Here is a 16766-nt window from a genome sequence, read left to right on the forward strand (position 1 = left end):
TTGGATAAGTGAATTTTTTGGGCTTCATGCTATTATTCCAGATGTAAATATTACAAAGGAAAAAATGATGAGATCCTTAAAAAACCTCAATAGCTACAAAAAACTATTTATTAGTTTGTGTATTATATTAAGTACCGGATGTAATGCAGGTAACGCACAAGATAGTTCGGATACTTCAACTTCAAATACTCAAACTACTAATGATATGCTATCTCAGCCTATATATACATCAACTACTAAAACAACTCAAAATGATCCTCAATCAGCTGAAAGTATTGGCATACAGCAAATTTCACCAGCAAATGGCGATACGGGAATTGGAATTTCCGCACCAGTAATAGTTACATTTAAAACAAAATTTGATTTAACAGGAATCTCAGCTTCGTTAATCGATGCTAATAATGTAAATTCCGTAGAAATACCATTAATAATGAATGGTAATGATCTGACATATACCTTTATTCCAAGCATAAAGTTAAAACCGAATACAACATATAAATTTGTTTTAAATCGTAAAGGATCTAACACTTCATCAAAAGTTCTGACCACTTCAAGTTATACAACTCAAGCTTCATACAAGATTTTTTTGACATCTGGTGATTATAAAGGTAATTTGCGCGGGAGTTATTCAAATGCAAGTACTGGAGCAGACGCAATTTGTAATAGTGATGCAGGTAGCCCGGATAAGACGCAATACTATAAAGCAATGTTTAGCGTAGTTGGCGAACGTTATGCATGTGCTTCAGATAGTGTATGTGGTGGAACAAATAGTCTTAACTGGGTATTGCAACCTGGTACTGGTTATTATAATGTTAATTCTGAATTAATCGGCACGACTACGGGACAATCTATTTTTACTTTCCCACTAACAGTTGCATTTGGGGTCGGTTCATCAAATCATGTTTGGACAGGACTATCTACTACTTGGGGATCTGTTGATGGTGGCGATAGTTGTAAAGCTTGGACATCTAGTTCAAGTGAGAATAAAGGACGCTGCGGACGTTCTGGACAGATTGATCCGGGCGCAATCTCAAATGATAAACAGGATTGCAATGGTCTTCGTAAGCTTTACTGCGTTATGCAGCCAAATGCTGTTTTAACAAACCCGCTAGCAAGATCAACTACCAATAACTATACTACGCCAATTAGTGTTATGTTTAATGTGGTAAGTGGAATAAACCCAGCAACAGTAACAACCAGTACCTTTACAGTTAGCGAAAGTTTTCCAGAGACTACAGGTCATTTAATTTCCGGCACTATAGCCACAACTGATAATATTAATTTTACGTTCACCCCTAGTTCCAGTCTAGTACCCGGAAAAACCTACACGGTACATTTAAGCTCTAGCATAATGAGTAATTCTGGGATGCCGATTAGTGCAACAAATATTAGCTTCTACACAGCAACAGAAACCAAGTTACTTTACTTAACTAGTGATAAATGGTGGGGGGATTTGTTGAAAACAGCTCAAAAGGCAGGATCCACTGCTACAACAGGTGTAGCTGGGGCTGATTATCTCTGCCAGATGGATGCGCAGTGTCCTGCTGGAAAAACCTGCAAGGCTGTTATTTCTGATGATTTAAACCGCATTGCTTGTGTTGATAATCCAAATGATCCTGAGTCAGCAGTAAAACTATGTGGAGCTGGACATAGCGTGGATTGGGTATTAACGCCTAATACAACTTATGTTAATACAAAGGGTACGGTTATTGGTACAACGAATAGTCAGGGCATATTTAATTTTCTTCTTGGATTTCAGTTTAGTGAAGCAATTAGTGATGGTGGGAAAGCGTGGACTGGATTGATGCCATTTTGGACATCAAAGAAAAATATTACCTGTGAACGCTGGACAATTGGAGATAGTGGTGTAAATCAGCTTGCTGGAATGATTGGTTATTCAGAGCAAATCAATCATAGAAGTATTTGTGCTGGTGCTGGGCATGCAGGTGGCTGCTCTCAATATAACAAAGAAGATGGATTTGGTGGTAAGTATTGCTATACTGAGGTTGATGGTAAAAAAGTACTTGATGGATGCAGTAAACGTGGACTTTACTGTGCCGTTCAATAGATGAAATTAAATAATTGTTGTCAGGTATTTATGTTAAAATAACGCCCTTATGCCAAGTTGGTCGCGATTTGGTTAATTTAATATTAAAGGAATTAATATGTCAAATTTAAAATTAGTTGCTGAAGCACGTGCTGAGCAAGGTAGAGGTGCGAGCCGCCGCCTGCGTCACGCTGGTAAAGTTCCAGCGATCGTTTATGGTGGTAGTGCTGATCCAGTTGCAGTAACTTTAGATCATAATACAGTTTTCCATGCTTTGAAAAAAGAAGCTTTCCATACTTCGATTCTTGATCTTGAATTGGCTGGAAAATCAGAAAAAGTAGTATTACGTGATTTCCATATGCATTCATTCCGTCCAGAGGTTTTACATTTGGATTTACAACGTGTTTCTGAGACTGAAGAAATTCACATGAAACTTCCTTTACACTTCCTGAATGAAGAAATTAGTCAGGCAGTTAAAGTTCAAGGTGCACACGTAACACACGTTGCAACTGAAGTTGAAGTTCGTGCATTAGCTAAAGATTTGCCACACTTCATCGAAGTTGATCTTGCTAATCTTAAAGCTGGTCAGACAATTCATTTGTCAGATCTTGTATTACCAGCAGGTGTTAAAGCTGAAAAACTACTTCGTGGTGATGATGCTGCTTTGGTTATCGCTGGTGGAATTGCTGAAGTTGCTGATGCTGAGATTGTATCACCTTCTGATGTTCCTTCTGCTAAAGGCGCTACAGAATAATTTTCTTCCAAGAAAATCAAAACCCCGGTATTTGCCGGGGTTTTTTCATTAATGCAACACTATTTATTTGATAGAGTATTATTTTTGTTAAAACTCTACTAAAATGATAAAAATAATACAGAAACTATTAAAAACTAACTATAATTTGAAACTGCAAAGCATAAGCTATTAATTATTAGCTATATGGCTCGACAGATATGATATGGAGTAATTGTGATTAAGCTTGTTGTTGGTCTTGGGAATCCAGGTCGTGAATATGAAGATACACGCCATAATGCTGGGTTTTGGTACGCAGATTTGTTAGCAAAAAAACTTGGTATGCGTTTTAATCTTGAAGGTAAATATTTTGGCGAAGTCGCTAAAACCAAATTAGATGGAAATGATTTATTTCTATTGAAGCCACAAACATATATGAACCTATCTGGTAAATCGGTACAGGCTCTAAGTAGCTTTTTTAAAATAAGTCCGGAAGAAATTATTGTTGTACATGATGAGCTTGATTTTAAGCCGGGAGTAATAAAGATTAAGCATGCTGGTGGTAACGGCGGACACAATGGTTTAAAAGATATTGATCGAGTGATTGGTAAGAATTATTGGCGCTTACGGATTGGGATTGGACATCCTGGGGATAGTAATAAAGTTGCGGGCTATGTGCTAAATTCACCAGTTATTGACGATAGAATTGAGATTGATCGGGCAATAGATAAAGCATTATCAGTGACGAAGCAAATTTTGGCTAGTGATTTTACGGCTGCACAGCGGGTATTACATACAAATTAGAGTGGAAAGACAAATGGCAGAAAACCTTATTATTACAGCATCGGATAAAGAATTAAAATATCAGGAGTTGTTACCGCAAATTAAAGCATTAGTTAGCTGGGAAACGGATACGATTGCTAATCTTGCAAATATAGTTGCTGCCCTGCAAATGACCTTTAGCTGGTTATGGGTGGGATTTTATCTAGTTCGTGATGAAGAACTGGTTTTAGGCCCTTTTCAGGGACCAATTGCTTGTACCAGAATCAAATTTGGCAGTGGCGTATGTGGTGCTACTTGGCAAAGAGGCGAAACCATTGTCGTTACTGATGTAGATCAATTCCCCGGACATATTGCTTGTAGTTCATTGGCAAAGTCTGAAATCGTCGTTCCACTAAAAACCTCACAAGCTAAAATTATTGGAGTGCTGGATGTTGATAGCGCAAGTTATGCTGAATTTGATGATATTGATAAGAGATATCTTGAGGAGTTGATTAATACACCAGAATTAATAAAGGTATTTGATAATTATCATGCTTAATAATAAATCATTTGGAATAGGTTTTATCTTATTCTTGGTTTTAAGTAGTACCGTTGCGCAGGTAGCAACTCAGATTACGACACCATTATTACCAATTATTGCCAAAGATTTTGCTGTTAGTGCTGGTTTGGTACAAAGAAGTATCAGTGCCTATTTATTGGGAATGGCATTATCAGGAATTATTCTTGGCTATCTGTCAGATTACTTCGGGCGGCGAAGAGTTATGCTTGCTGCCTTACTTTTTGGTATTCTTGGTACAGGATGCTGCATTTTTGCAGAGAATGCAATCGTTTTAATCATTGGTAGGTTTATTCAGGGGGTTGGTTTAAGCGGTGTTTGGATTATTAGTCGGGCTATTACTCGCGATATTTCAGTTGGTTCACAACTGGCAAAGATTTTTTCACTTTTGACTATGCTTGACGTTTTAATTATATGCCTTTCGCCACTATTAGGAGGAGTTATTGAGAGTCATTTTGGCTGGCGTTTTGTATTTGTTACATTTCTCTCATATAATTTAGTGGTTATGTTGGCGACATTTTGCGTTAAATCTAAGCTAAGGCAGGCTGATATACCTTTTCCCGGATTATATGGTTTATTTAAACCCATGCTTCAGCTCCTTAAAAATAAAACTTTCCTCTTTTTTAATGGCATTGTTAGTGCAGTGTATGCGATTCAAGTTACTTATTCAACAGTTGGTACGTTTATTTTCCAAAATGATTTGGGATTATCTGCGACTCAATTTGGTTTAGTTGCTTTACTGATTTCAATTGCTTATATTTTTGGAGCATTTATAAATAGCCGGATAGTTACCTACTTGTCAATAAAAACAATATTTACTCTTGCCATAATAATGATGTGGGTTGGACTTGCTATCTTGCTATCTGTTTGTTTCTTTATTAAACTATCGCTAACTATAATGCTGATTTTTGTAGTATTGGGTTCTATTGCTGGTAGTATTATTATGATTAATGGACTAACTATGGCACTTAGTTCGGTTGATAAAGATATTGGAAGCTCATCAGCTGTCATGAGTACTTGTCAATTCATCGCTGGGTTTATCTTTACTGGATTGATAAGTTTCTTTGACGCGAAAAGTATTATTCCTTTTACTTTTATTCTAGCTTTTCTTGCAGTAATTATAACGATACTATCGTTGACGGCTAAGTTTCCTGAAAAAAGCTATATAAGATAGGTGTATGTTTGTAAATGACACATTTAAATAACTGTCTAGGTTAATTGATAATTATCTGGTTAACTATAGGTTTTTTTACATTATTTCTCGATCAAAACCATTTTGGATTATTTATTGATTATTTAATATGTTAAACTCATTATGTAAATTTTGTTGTAGAGGTAGATGATGAAAAAAAATATTTTACAATTAACCATGATTGCTGGATTAGGTGCTGCTATAGCTGCATGTTCAACGGCGTACACGCCTACTGTTGCAAACTCTGGTGGCTTTTTGCCAGAGTATAGTATTAACTTAATGAAACCTGTTCCAACAGATCAGGATGATGTTCATGCCTTTGTTTATAAAAACCCTAATTTTCATCGTAGTGATTATGATAAGCTAATAATTGAGGAAGCTTCACTTAATCAGCAGGCGGTTGAAAGTAAAGGGATTACAACAGACAAAATTGCTAATGCTCAAGCAACAATTACTAAAGACTTGAAAGAGATGCTTGCGAAAAAAGTTACTATCACTAATAAGCCAGGACCAAGAACAGCTAAACTAAGTGTAGCTATTACTGGTGCTATGCTTGAAGGCGATGGCTTCAGACCTCGTTATTTGATGCCAATTTCTGCTGCCTTACAGATTGCACAGCATGCAACAAATTTGCATAATAAAAAGCCAATTTTAATTATTGAAACAAAGGTTGTTGATAGTAGAACAAATGAGTTATTGACTACTAGTGCAACTGAAATTAGTGGTGAAAAATTCCGCTTACAAAGTTCTGAGTCTGGTGAATTTACTAAAATTGCTAAAACTTGGGTTCAAGATGCAATTAAGTATGCATTTAAAAATCCGGAAAATAACAATTAGTAATCAAAGGCTGAATTAAATTCAGCCTTTTTGTTTGATCTTCAAAAGCTTGGTTGAGGATTAATCTGCATAAAATGCTTGAATATAGTCAGAATATTGGTATAATTTTGCGTTTCTGCAAAATAAGTGGCATTGCGACCATCACAATCACGCGAATATAAATCAGCCCCAAGTTTTAGTAAAGTTGCAACTATTTCGCTCCGCCCACGATCTGCTGCACGCATCAGTGCTGTTCTTCCGCCTATATCAGTCAGATTGACTTTTGCCTGTCCAACTTCAATTAGTAATTTGAGCAAATCCAGATATCCGCCACTGGCGGCAATCATTAATGGTGTAGTTTTTGATGGGGTTGGTTGATTGACATTGGCTCCATATTTAAGTAAGGTTTCACAGCTTAATAAATCATTCCCATCTGCTGCCTTGTGTAGTGGTGCCAAGCCATCCCGATCAAGAATATTAGGATCAGCTCCATTTGCAAGCAAATATTCTACCGTTTCAGCATGTCCATAAGCCGCGGCGCACGAGAGAGGTGTTAACCCCAGATGGTTTAGCGAATTAATGTCTGCGCCGTGTCTAATAAGCTCATCGATTCTTCGGAGGTCTGCATCCTGAGCAGCAATAGTAAGAGTTGTTTTTTTCATACTTGAAACTTAATTATGGTTGTGAGTAGATATATCACTTGGATTATATCATGTTATCGGGAATAACAACTGTTTTAGTAAGCTTCTTTCAGTGTAAGTAGTTCGATTATGCTAAAATTAGCCTGTTTATACTCAAATAGATTAAAGTTCCTAGATCGTTGTTTTATTTCTTACGTACTATTATTTGTAAGAGTATCATTGCTTGATTTTACTGTGATTCTTCAGCCTAGTTGAGTATATTTAACTTTGTTTATGTAGGTATTAGCATGAGTCTGTTGGTAAAGCCTGTTAGTTTGATTGGGAAATATGCAAAATTACTGCCATTGTCGATTGAATATCTGGAAGAATTGATTGAAGCAGTTAAAGATGGTGAGTTATGGAATTTATGGTTTACTAGTGTTCCAGCTCCAGAACGTATGAATGCAGAAATAGAGCGTCGGTTGGATTTACAGGAAAAGGGAGAAATGCTTCCTTTTGTTATAGTAGATGCAATTACCGATAAAGTTATCGGAATGACTACCTATTGTAGGATAGATCCTGCGAATAAACGGCTTGAGATTGGGTTTACTTGGTATCGTAGAAGTTATCAGAAAACATTAGTTAATACGGAATGTAAACTGATGCTATTGCGTCATGCTTTTGAAGCTCTTGGCTGTATCGCTGTTGAATTTAGAACCAGCTCCTTTAACTTTGAAAGTCAGCGAGCAATTAGCCGCCTTGGGGCAAAACTGGATGGTATTTTACGCAGCGCAAGACTAATGGAAGATGGTACAACGTATGATAGCCATGTTTATAGTATCATTAAAAGCGAGTGGACGGCAGTTAGAACAAATCTGGAATATAAACTACAGAAATATAGCCAAGTATAGGGCAAGGAGGGGTAAATGAAAAAATATATTATTTTGGCAATATCAATTGTTTTTATCGCGGCTTACTATATTATTCATAATCTTTTTGATGATTTTAATAGTGATGTTGCCGCGATTGCCTCAGATGTGAAACATCCTGCGAGTAATCCTGTCCCAATGCCTCCGGTAGGTGGAGATCCGAGTACAAATAAATCTGTGGCATCAGCTTCCACTTCTACAGCTAGTAAAACAAATGCTTACATCTATGTTTCTAACCTAGATAGTACTACCGTTTCAGTTTGTCCTGTTCTGCCGGATGGTTCAATTGCTAGTTGTGGGCAATCTGGTAATGGATTAAATGCCCCCAGTGGTTTGGCACTTACTCATGATAAACGGGCGTTATATGTAACTAATCAAGGATCTAGTGAGGTGGATGTTTGCATGATAGATAAAACAAATGGGCAGTTAAATAATTGTACTCCAACAGGGAATGGATTTGCTGCACCAACTGCAGTTGCTATTTCAAATAATGGACAATTTGCTTATGTAGTAAATGAAAATAGTAATAGCATTAGTATTTGTCAGCATGATAAGGCAAATAAGTCTTTATCTAACTGTAGTATTATCTTGACTAATCTTGTCAGTCCATCAGATATTAATTTTGCGCCGGAAACTAATCATGTATATATTGCAAATACTGGGAATAATACCATCGTTTTATGTGCTGTTGGTCCTGGCAAAGAGTTGATAAAATGTCATCCGACTGGTAGCGATTTTTCTGCACCACAATCGGTTACAATTTCCACTAATGATAAATATGCATATATCGCTAATCAGGCAGCTAATAGTGTTAGCTTATGTCAGGTTGATTCTGTGAGTGGTGAATTTTCTAATTGTCAGTTTACAGGAAGTGGTTTTAATGCGCCATCTGATTTTACCTTAAATTCAGTTGGCAATATGGCTTATATTAGTAATGCCAGTAGTATAATGGGCTGTAATGTAAATCCAGATGGAACGCTTACAGCTTGTACTCAGTTTAATGGCAATTTTAATCACTCGACAGGAATTAGGATGGTTGGTGGATGATGAATAAATACATTGGCAAGCATAAAAATGAATTACCTACACCATCTTTGGTAATCGACAAAAATAAGTTGATTTATAACCTTGAATTAATGCGTGATTTAGCTAAACAAAGAAAAGTAAATTTACGTCCGCATGCCAAAACTCATAAATGTAGTCAGCTTGCTCGGTTACAGCTTGAATATGGTGCAATTGGTATTTGTGTAACCAAGGTTTCTGAAGCTTTGATAATGGCAAGAGCGGGCATCACAGGGGTCTTAATCACTTCACCAGTTGTATCTTTTGGGAAATTTGCGGTTTTACTTAAGGTTCTTGATTTAGCGCCAGATACTTTACTCGTTGTTGATAGTCTTAGTAATGCATTACAATTAAATGAGTTTTGCCAGAAACACGGTTATAAGCTAAATACTCTCCTTGATATTGATGGTGGGATCGGTCGTACTGGAGTATCCCTAGATAATGCTATTGAAGTGGCTCTGGCTATTGATAAATTATCCAATCTTTTACTTCGAGGCATACAGTGTTACGCCGGACACCTACAGCATATACCTGACTTGGCTGAGCGCAGAATCAAAACGCACGAGATATTGAGTAAAGCAGGTACAATCAAACGTGAACTATTAGCACGTGGATTAAACTGTGAAATCCAAACAGGTAGTGGAACAGGTACATTTAGTATTGATGCTGAACTTGATTGTGTAACCGAGATTCAGCCAGGCTCATACTGTGTCATGGATCAGGAGTATAATAATATCGAATATAAAGAGACAAAATTTTCACCAGCAATGACGATGCTAACAACAGTGATTAGCACTAATCATGCTACACATGTTACGGTAGATGCAGGGACGAAAGCTTTATATCGAGTGGCAACTAAGCCTTTTGTAATTAGCCATCCAGATTTGCAATATGATTGGGATGGATTTGGTGATGAGCATGGTAAGGTGACTGCGCTTAATGGTGCCAAATTACCTGATGCTGGTGAAGTTCTTGAGCTGATTGTTGCGCATTGTGATCCAACAATAAATCTATTTGATTATTTTTACATTACAGAAAATGATGTGGTGGTAGATTATTGGAAGGTTGATGCTAGAGGTTGTTGCCAATAGTTTTTATGGGGTTAAATATTTATTCCAAAAATGGGAAAAAGGTTTTCAAATACGGGAAACCACTGATTATTTGATGGTGCTATTATCTCTCCTATGCAGATAAGAGTTATTCTTATTTGAGTGTAATTGTATATAAACTGGAGAACAGCATCATGAAAAATAAATTAATCAATACGCTTATGTTAGCAGGAATCATTGCTACAACTTTAGTTGGATGTAATTCAGGCGCAAGTGGGAATGTCAATAATCAAGCCTCAACTACTCAGACAGCAAGCAATACCACAAATACTAATGCGGAAACTTTGGATTCTGCACCAATAGGTAGCATCTCTTCAGTATTAATGGATTTTGCATCTGCGACATTAAATGAATATATTGATGATACAGTTGGCAAAGTTGTGTGGAACTTGATTTCTGGTGGTAGTATTAGTGGTAACAGTGGACAAGCAACACAGCAGACATTAAACGCAATTAATCAAGAATTAAATCATGTAGAAGATACTTTAGCACAGCAAAATGCTGTATTACAGACAACTTATAATGTAATTGAATCGACAGCATTAGGTTCAACAGGTACGGCAATTAGCAAGATAACTGAAACTCTTGTTGATAATAATAATGACACTAGTGATTGGATTACTAAGGCAACTTCTGGTTTAGGTCAACAAAATGTTAGCATTGCCGAGGGTATTTTTGGCGGTTATAGTCAAGCACAAATGAATGAAAGCATTTCACTAGCATTACTACAAAATCAATCTTCACTATTTAGCTCTAACCCAAAAATTGCAGGGACACAGGATTCATATGAACAGTTTCTCTCTTGTGATGAAAATAATTCTACCGTTACTTATGATGCTACAAATTTATCGTTAACGCAGCAGGAGCATCCCCAATCATCTCTACTTCAGAATAATTGTGCGGTAGCAAATTTTCTTAACGATGCCATTAATCAGTATGGAATTACCCAGTTAACTCAGGGTTCTAATATTTTTTATACAACGCAAGGGTTTGATCAGGCATTAGACCTAGTTTATCTCAAAATTCTTAACGCAATGACCGAGGCTTATGCAGTTGATCAGGTACGGCTTTATTTAGGGTTGCCAGTGACTAATCCATCAGGAAGCATAAATATTCAGGCACCAATTGTTATTCCAAATTCTGCATATAATAACTATGCTTTGGCTGAATCTGATCTAGCACTAGCCTATAATATGAGATTAGCTAACTTGCAACAGCTATTTGCCAGCGCTAAAAGTCAATTATTCAATCAGTTTGCTGGAGCGTTAGTTTCAACAACCATGACTAGCCAATGTAATCTTAGTTATCAGGGAATTGATGCTGAAAGTACCATAACCATGGATAGCAATGGGAATAATCCATATAGCTGGGATGGTACAACATTAAAAGCCAGCTGTAAAGAAAATAATGGAAATGCTATAAGTATTACTTATAATGTCGGTGATTTATGTACTATCAATACTGGAAGTAATCCAATTTCTACGGTTGGTGAGGCAGGGCATTACTCTTATCCAAATATGACGGTAAACCCGAATAACTATAATCTATACGTTTTTAATGGTGCAGTTTCATGCGGAACACAGAATTGGAAAACTACAATCTTTAATAGCAATAATGTTACACCTGATACCGATATCATCAGCAGTGAATTACAAAGTGCTAATATAGGCAGAGCTACCGGACAGAATGCTTGGAATGGTATTTTAAGCTGGGATAATTATTTACCAATCGCATCACCAGTTACCAGTTCAACAGCTCAAGTATCATTTGGAGATGGAAATAACACTGCAGCAGCTTACAATCAGGATGGCGATTATAATCAGTCAATATCAATTTCAGGGCTTACTACTGGTTATACTCAGGTGTCTCAAGTGACCGGGGGAATGCTGATATTTGATGGTGCACATGCTTATATGGCAGTTGTTTATGATAATTCTTTACATGATACTTATGTCGGAATCCAGTGTTTACCAAATGATAATAGCTGTACTATGGGAACTAGTGGGAATAGCGGTTATTCACTAAGCTTTACAAATGGCGACAGTATTAATATTCGGAATAATGGTGGAACGGGAACAAACTATGAAGATACTTCAAACCCATGGTATTGGATTACGCCAAGCTATGCAGTAGTACCAGGACCATACCTTCCGCAATATGTTCCTCATCCGGGAACCTAACTCTAGTTTCTGAGGTATAAAAAAGAACTATCTCAGGATAATTGATAGAATTAATTAATAAAAAAAGAGCCGACAGGCTCTTTTTTTATTGGATGTCAGTTTGTGTTGTTGCACTAAAGTCTTTGAAATTTGGATTGGTTCCATTTTGACTTAATGTGTTTTCCAGATTATTGATCGCTGCATCAAGGATATTGAAAAATACTTGACGGTCATTGCTATTGGTCAATGTGAAAGTGTTTTGTCCATTTGTATCGGCGGAGGCAATCGCTGCTGTAATTGCATTAGTTGCATCACTTGCCTGAATATTAACGTAAGCACCATTATTATTAACATAAGCAAGAGTTTGCATCTGGTTTACAAAAACAGTTTTAATTAAATCAAGTGTTAATACTTCATTAACTGCTGATACTCCAGCTGGAAATGGATTTACATTGCTATCACCATTAATTTCGTCAACTGTCAAGCGTAACTGACGCGCATAGTTACCATAAAATGGAAAGCCAACACCACCAACATTCGAAGATTCGCTTGTAATTCCTGCTTGCTGCAAGTAATCTACACTATTTAAAGTATTATTGGTAAGTGAATTTTCAATTAGCTGGCTATTGTTTGTTTGGCAAGCCTGAATATATGCTTCTACCGGAGTTGTGCCATCATTGCGGGTGGCCGCACCACTATTATATGAAGCATTTAAGATTAAATCAAGAATATTGTCTTTATCGCTAACTGAGCCTGATTGCAGATTTTTTTCACAAGCAGTCATATCAAAAGTACTACCAGCTGGATTTAACTTTTCAATTTCGCCAAGATTTTGATAGTGCCAATAAGCAGCTGCCATTGGAGCATAGTATTTATTATCAAGATTAGCAGCAGTCGGATATTTGTCAATACGGGTATTTTCATTTACAAGATCGTCTTGTACTGTATATGGAGCTAAACCTTTTTGCAATGCCACCACATTAACCAATCCAAAATAATTGACGATGGATTGTTGAGTCTTTGAGTCCCATGCCCAAACATTATAGTTTGCTTTATCCCATGAGTTTAACTGATATGGACCACCTTGTCCTGGTAGCATAATTGTAGTAGCGTCAGCTTCTATTAATTGATTGCTAGCTTGATAATCTGCGGTATTATTGTTTTCCTGTAATAGATGTGCAAATAGTGAACCATATAAGTGATCACGGTTAATTGCTATTCCCGGCACATGAAGACGAACTAAATGCCCTAGCATAGCACCCGCAATGTAATTTGATACAATAAGATCATCGTAATTACTACTTAATGATAAAGCCGTTGAGGTATGTTCATCATAACTATATTGGTAAACTATTTTCCCTGAAGATGTCGCGGCAGCGCTAGTTGTTGCCACTGCACTTTTTGCAGCTACTTCTGAATAATTATTTCCTTGCGGATTATTTTGATTATGGTTATAACCACCGCCGCTATTGCATGCAGTTAAAGTTAAAGTAGCCAATAAAGTTGTAAGTAATTTTTTCATTTGTGAGCCCCTTGTAGTTTGTTTTCTGATACCGTTAGTTTACTGGTTTGACTAAAAAACTAAAATAGTACTTTTGCTCTATTCTAAATTTGACCTTAAGTAACAGAATATTAAGTGAATCTCTCATTATGGTAAAATTAGGGTAATTTAATTTGCCCTTGTCGATTAAATTATTTCGCTACAGACTTTTTTGAACTGGCGCTATTATAGTTGAGTAGCAATTATTAGTAAATGGCGATTTCATGATGAGTACTTATTCGATTTTCTACATCTAAACTTTCTAAAAGAATACTATAAGCAAGATGGGATGAAATAAAAAAAACCGCCACTCAAGAGGGAGATGAGTGACGGTTTTTAGGGAAGAAATCAGAAATTAAACTTTATACTATTCATCAGTTGGGTAAGTTTCACATGCGTTCTCACCAGCTTTTGAAGATGGGCGAATCACTACTGTAGTATTTTGAGTAAACGCAAATGGTGAACAATTATATGTATGTACAGTTTCGGAATCTTCTTCCCACGTTGGTGAAAATGTAATCCATAGAGTTCTTTTATTCAGCTTCTTCAATGCTGCTGCATCCGAAGGGGTAGCATTAGGGAAAATCAGTGTTTCAGCTTCATGTACATATGGTAGATTAAAGCCTTGATCTTTGGCGCGAAAGTCACTGATATATAATTTATCAATCCCCATCTTATTACTATCATTAATAACCGTCAATTTAAAACCATTATAATCAACAACATCAGGAGCCGGCGTTGGCGTAGGTGCCGGTGTTGGAGCCGGGGTAGGTGATGGAGTTGGAGCATTACATACAGCCTGACGATAACCACTACCACCATATATAGGATTATTAGAGTCCCACTTCACTAATGTACAACCATCAGCTGGACTAAAATAATAATAACGTTGCGAAGCAGCCCAAATTGAAGGATCATCTGGATTAATGTTATCGCAAGTAGTGGCATTAGTTTCAGCATCAGTTAAGGCAAATCCACTAGTAAATAAGTTGCCTGCTTGAGAAAAATACTTAAATGATCTAAGGCGTGTTCGAGTATTTTCATAATTTGTGCCTTTACATTCAGGTCCACCATTAACTAAAGCAATCGTAAATGGAAAGCCTAATTTAGCGTAGCTAGCAGCGGTACCCTGTGCAGATTTTTTAAAATTACCATCCATAACCTCAGCAATTGATGGACGACCATTTTTTGGTTGCACAGCATAAACCAGTGCACTTAGATAAGGAAGAATATTATCGCCAGCTACCAAATCAGGGTCTTCAACTAATAATAAATTACCATAAAGCATTAAAGATAAATTAGCATAATTACTCGTGTAACTTAATTGCTTGGCACCACGACCATAGTAATATTTATTTGCTACCATTGAAGCAAATTGACCAGAGGCAGAGAAAGGCCCACTGGTTTCTTGGTAAGGGCCTACCCTCCGATTTTCTGGGGTTGAGTTTTCTTCAGCAACACTAGAAAACGCGGTAATAATTTTATTTTGGATATCCACTTTGTCATCTGATTTAGCGCTACCTGTTTCCTGAACCGCATGGGCAAAAGTCGTTGCCATCATACGTTTACATACTTCATCTGGATTTGTCATTTCTGCAGTTTTGGTACCAGGATAACTACTAAAATCACCACAATAACCAGGAAGAACTGCTGCAGCTTTCAAGAAATTTGAATAAGAATACACATCTGCGGGATCAAAACCATTAATAATCTGGTGATGCGCAGTAAGCGGGAAAGTTTTCTCAAAATTGGCACGTGGCATCAAGCGCTCAATCCGTTTTACATTTTCAGGATTTGAGCTTGAACCAGGATAAATTTTGTCCAGATTAACTTTTGATGCCCGAACATAGTAACCAATCTCTTTAAGTTTCAATTGTTCTTCAGCACTTAATTTACTAATTTGATCAGCCCAATCTTTTTGCCAATCCTGCGGATTCAAATCAGTAACATCAATTGTTGTATCAACCGCATTCTTTGAAGAAAGTTTTTCAGCCAAATCTGACTGTGTCGATGCTGCAGCTGTAGCTGTTGTAGTTGCCGAAGTTGCGCTACCAGTATTATTACAAGCAGTTAGAGCGGTTGCACCCAAAAGTGCTAGAGTTATCATTTTTAGTTTCATTTTGAATCCTTTTAAATTGCTATTACTAGGTCAGTAATAAAATAATTTAATTTTCCCTTGCCGATTAAATTATTTCGCTACAGACTTTTTTGAACTGACGCTATTATAGTTTGGCACCAATTATTAGTAAATAGTGATTTCATGATAAGTACTTATTCGATTTTCTACATCTTAATAGGATATTAGGGGGTTAATACTCTTGTATGGTAAAATTGAGGTAAGAACTTAATAGTTGTTGTGATAGAAAGCTTAGGGGTTTATGAAAAAATATTTTGTGTCAACGATGATTGCAAGCTCAATCGTTAGTGTTAGTTATGCGGCGGAAGTAAATTATGCTCAGATTTTTGCGGGTAAAAATGCCTGCTTTATCCTATATGATCTAAATAAAAAGAAAACCATCGAAGAGTATAACTCTAAGCGCTGTCAAGAACGAATTGCACCCAATTCGACTTTTAAAGTACCACTATCACTAATGGCTTTTGATAAAGGGGTGATTACTGAAAGTACTGTATTTGTCTGGGATGGCAAAAAGCGTGAGATGGAAAGCTGGAATCAAAATCAAACACCGCGCACTTGGGAACAATATTCGGTGCTTTGGGTATCGCAGCAGATTACGCCTAAGCTTGGGATGAGAACAATCAAAGATTATCTAGCCAAATTTAATTATGGTAATCAGGATTTTAGTGGTGATAAGGGCAAAAATAACGGGCTTACTCATGCTTGGCTAAGCGGTAGCCTAAAAATCTCGGGTGAGGAGCAGCTAAGATTTTTGATAAATATGCATAATTATAATTTGGGTATAAGTCATACCGCGATTGATAATACTATGCAAAATATATACTTGGGTAAATTGACTGATGATGGCTGGGATTGGTACGGTAAAACGGGTAGTGGACGCAGAAATACTAGCTATCAAGGCAAGACTGAACGGGTGCGCGATGGTTGGTTCGTTGGCTATTTGCAAAAATCCGGGCAGACTTATGTGGTCGTAACTAATCTGACTGATATAAAAACTCCAACTGGTAGTGAACATGATACTTCTGGTGGACCGCAAGCAAAAGCGATTACACAAGATATAATAAAACAGTTACAACTTAAATAGAA

The 16766-nt window shown here is 36.9% G+C and carries 14 protein-coding genes; 11 read left to right on the top strand and 3 right to left on the bottom strand.

Translation table 11 applies throughout. The annotated features are described in order from the left end of the window. Positions 1-64: 64 nt before the first annotated feature. From CUN60_RS03755 to CUN60_RS03780, 6 genes are all read left to right on the top strand, one after another. Positions 65-2068 (top strand): DUF1554 domain-containing protein, encoded by a 2004-nt coding sequence (locus tag CUN60_RS03755; RefSeq protein WP_158649275.1) that lies wholly within the window; start codon positions 65-67, stop codon positions 2066-2068. Positions 2069-2165: 97 nt separating this feature from the next. Continuing rightward, entirely contained in the window at positions 2166-2801 is a 636-nt protein-coding gene (locus CUN60_RS03760; RefSeq protein ID WP_102950738.1) for a 50S ribosomal protein L25/general stress protein Ctc, read from the top strand. Positions 2802-3011: 210 nt separating this feature from the next. Next, the gene (gene pth, locus CUN60_RS03765) at positions 3012-3581 is read left to right on the top strand and encodes an aminoacyl-tRNA hydrolase (protein WP_102950739.1); all 570 of its coding nucleotides are present in this window, start codon (positions 3012-3014) and stop codon (positions 3579-3581) included. 13 nt (positions 3582-3594) lie between these two features. After that, the gene (locus CUN60_RS03770; RefSeq protein WP_102950740.1) at positions 3595-4098 is read left to right on the top strand and encodes a GAF domain-containing protein; all 504 of its coding nucleotides are present in this window, start codon (positions 3595-3597) and stop codon (positions 4096-4098) included. Further along, entirely contained in the window at positions 4091-5290 is a 1200-nt protein-coding gene (locus CUN60_RS03775; protein ID WP_102950741.1) for an MFS transporter, read from the top strand. The genes CUN60_RS03770 and CUN60_RS03775 overlap by 8 nt, the downstream gene beginning before the upstream one ends. A 165-nt stretch (positions 5291-5455) precedes the next feature. Beyond that, a complete protein-coding gene (locus tag CUN60_RS03780) occupies positions 5456-6145 on the top strand; it encodes a DUF3313 family protein (protein WP_102950742.1) in 690 nt (229 codons plus the stop codon). A 41-nt stretch (positions 6146-6186) separates the two neighbouring features. Here CUN60_RS03780 and CUN60_RS03785 read toward each other — a convergent pair whose 3' ends face one another. After that, positions 6187-6786: an ankyrin repeat domain-containing protein gene (locus CUN60_RS03785; protein WP_102950743.1), complete on the bottom strand. Its 600-nt coding sequence runs from the start codon at positions 6784-6786 to the stop codon at positions 6187-6189. Positions 6787-7052: 266 nt separating this feature from the next. Here CUN60_RS03785 and CUN60_RS03790 point away from each other — a divergent pair, with 266 nt between their 5' ends. From CUN60_RS03790 to CUN60_RS03805, 4 genes are all read left to right on the top strand, one after another. Then, entirely contained in the window at positions 7053-7655 is a 603-nt protein-coding gene (locus CUN60_RS03790; protein WP_102950744.1) for a GNAT family N-acetyltransferase, read from the top strand. A gap of 15 nt (positions 7656-7670) precedes the next feature. Next, positions 7671-8720, top strand: a complete 1050-nt coding sequence (locus CUN60_RS03795) for a beta-propeller fold lactonase family protein (RefSeq protein WP_102950745.1) — start codon at positions 7671-7673, stop codon at positions 8718-8720. Beyond that, entirely contained in the window at positions 8717-9826 is a 1110-nt protein-coding gene (locus CUN60_RS03800) for a DSD1 family PLP-dependent enzyme (protein ID WP_102950746.1), read from the top strand. Before CUN60_RS03795 ends, CUN60_RS03800 begins: the two co-directional genes overlap by 4 nt. A gap of 152 nt (positions 9827-9978) precedes the next feature. Then, positions 9979-12024, top strand: a complete 2046-nt coding sequence (locus CUN60_RS03805) for a hypothetical protein (protein ID WP_102950747.1) — start codon at positions 9979-9981, stop codon at positions 12022-12024. Positions 12025-12109: 85 nt separating this feature from the next. On the opposite strand, the gene CUN60_RS03810 is transcribed toward CUN60_RS03805, so the two are convergent. Further along, positions 12110-13525: a hypothetical protein gene (locus CUN60_RS03810; protein ID WP_102950748.1), complete on the bottom strand. Its 1416-nt coding sequence runs from the start codon at positions 13523-13525 to the stop codon at positions 12110-12112. Between the two features lie 385 nt (positions 13526-13910). Continuing rightward, positions 13911-15662: a chitinase gene (locus CUN60_RS03815; protein ID WP_102950749.1), complete on the bottom strand. Its 1752-nt coding sequence runs from the start codon at positions 15660-15662 to the stop codon at positions 13911-13913. Positions 15663-15921: 259 nt separating this feature from the next. Between CUN60_RS03815 and CUN60_RS03820 the strand changes: the two genes are divergently transcribed. Continuing rightward, positions 15922-16764 (top strand): penicillin-binding transpeptidase domain-containing protein, encoded by an 843-nt coding sequence (locus CUN60_RS03820; protein ID WP_102950750.1) that lies wholly within the window; start codon positions 15922-15924, stop codon positions 16762-16764. Positions 16765-16766: the final 2 nt, after the last annotated feature.

Source organism: Aquella oligotrophica (assembly GCF_002892535.1).
GTDB lineage: Bacteria > Pseudomonadota > Gammaproteobacteria > Burkholderiales > UBA11063 > Aquella > Aquella oligotrophica.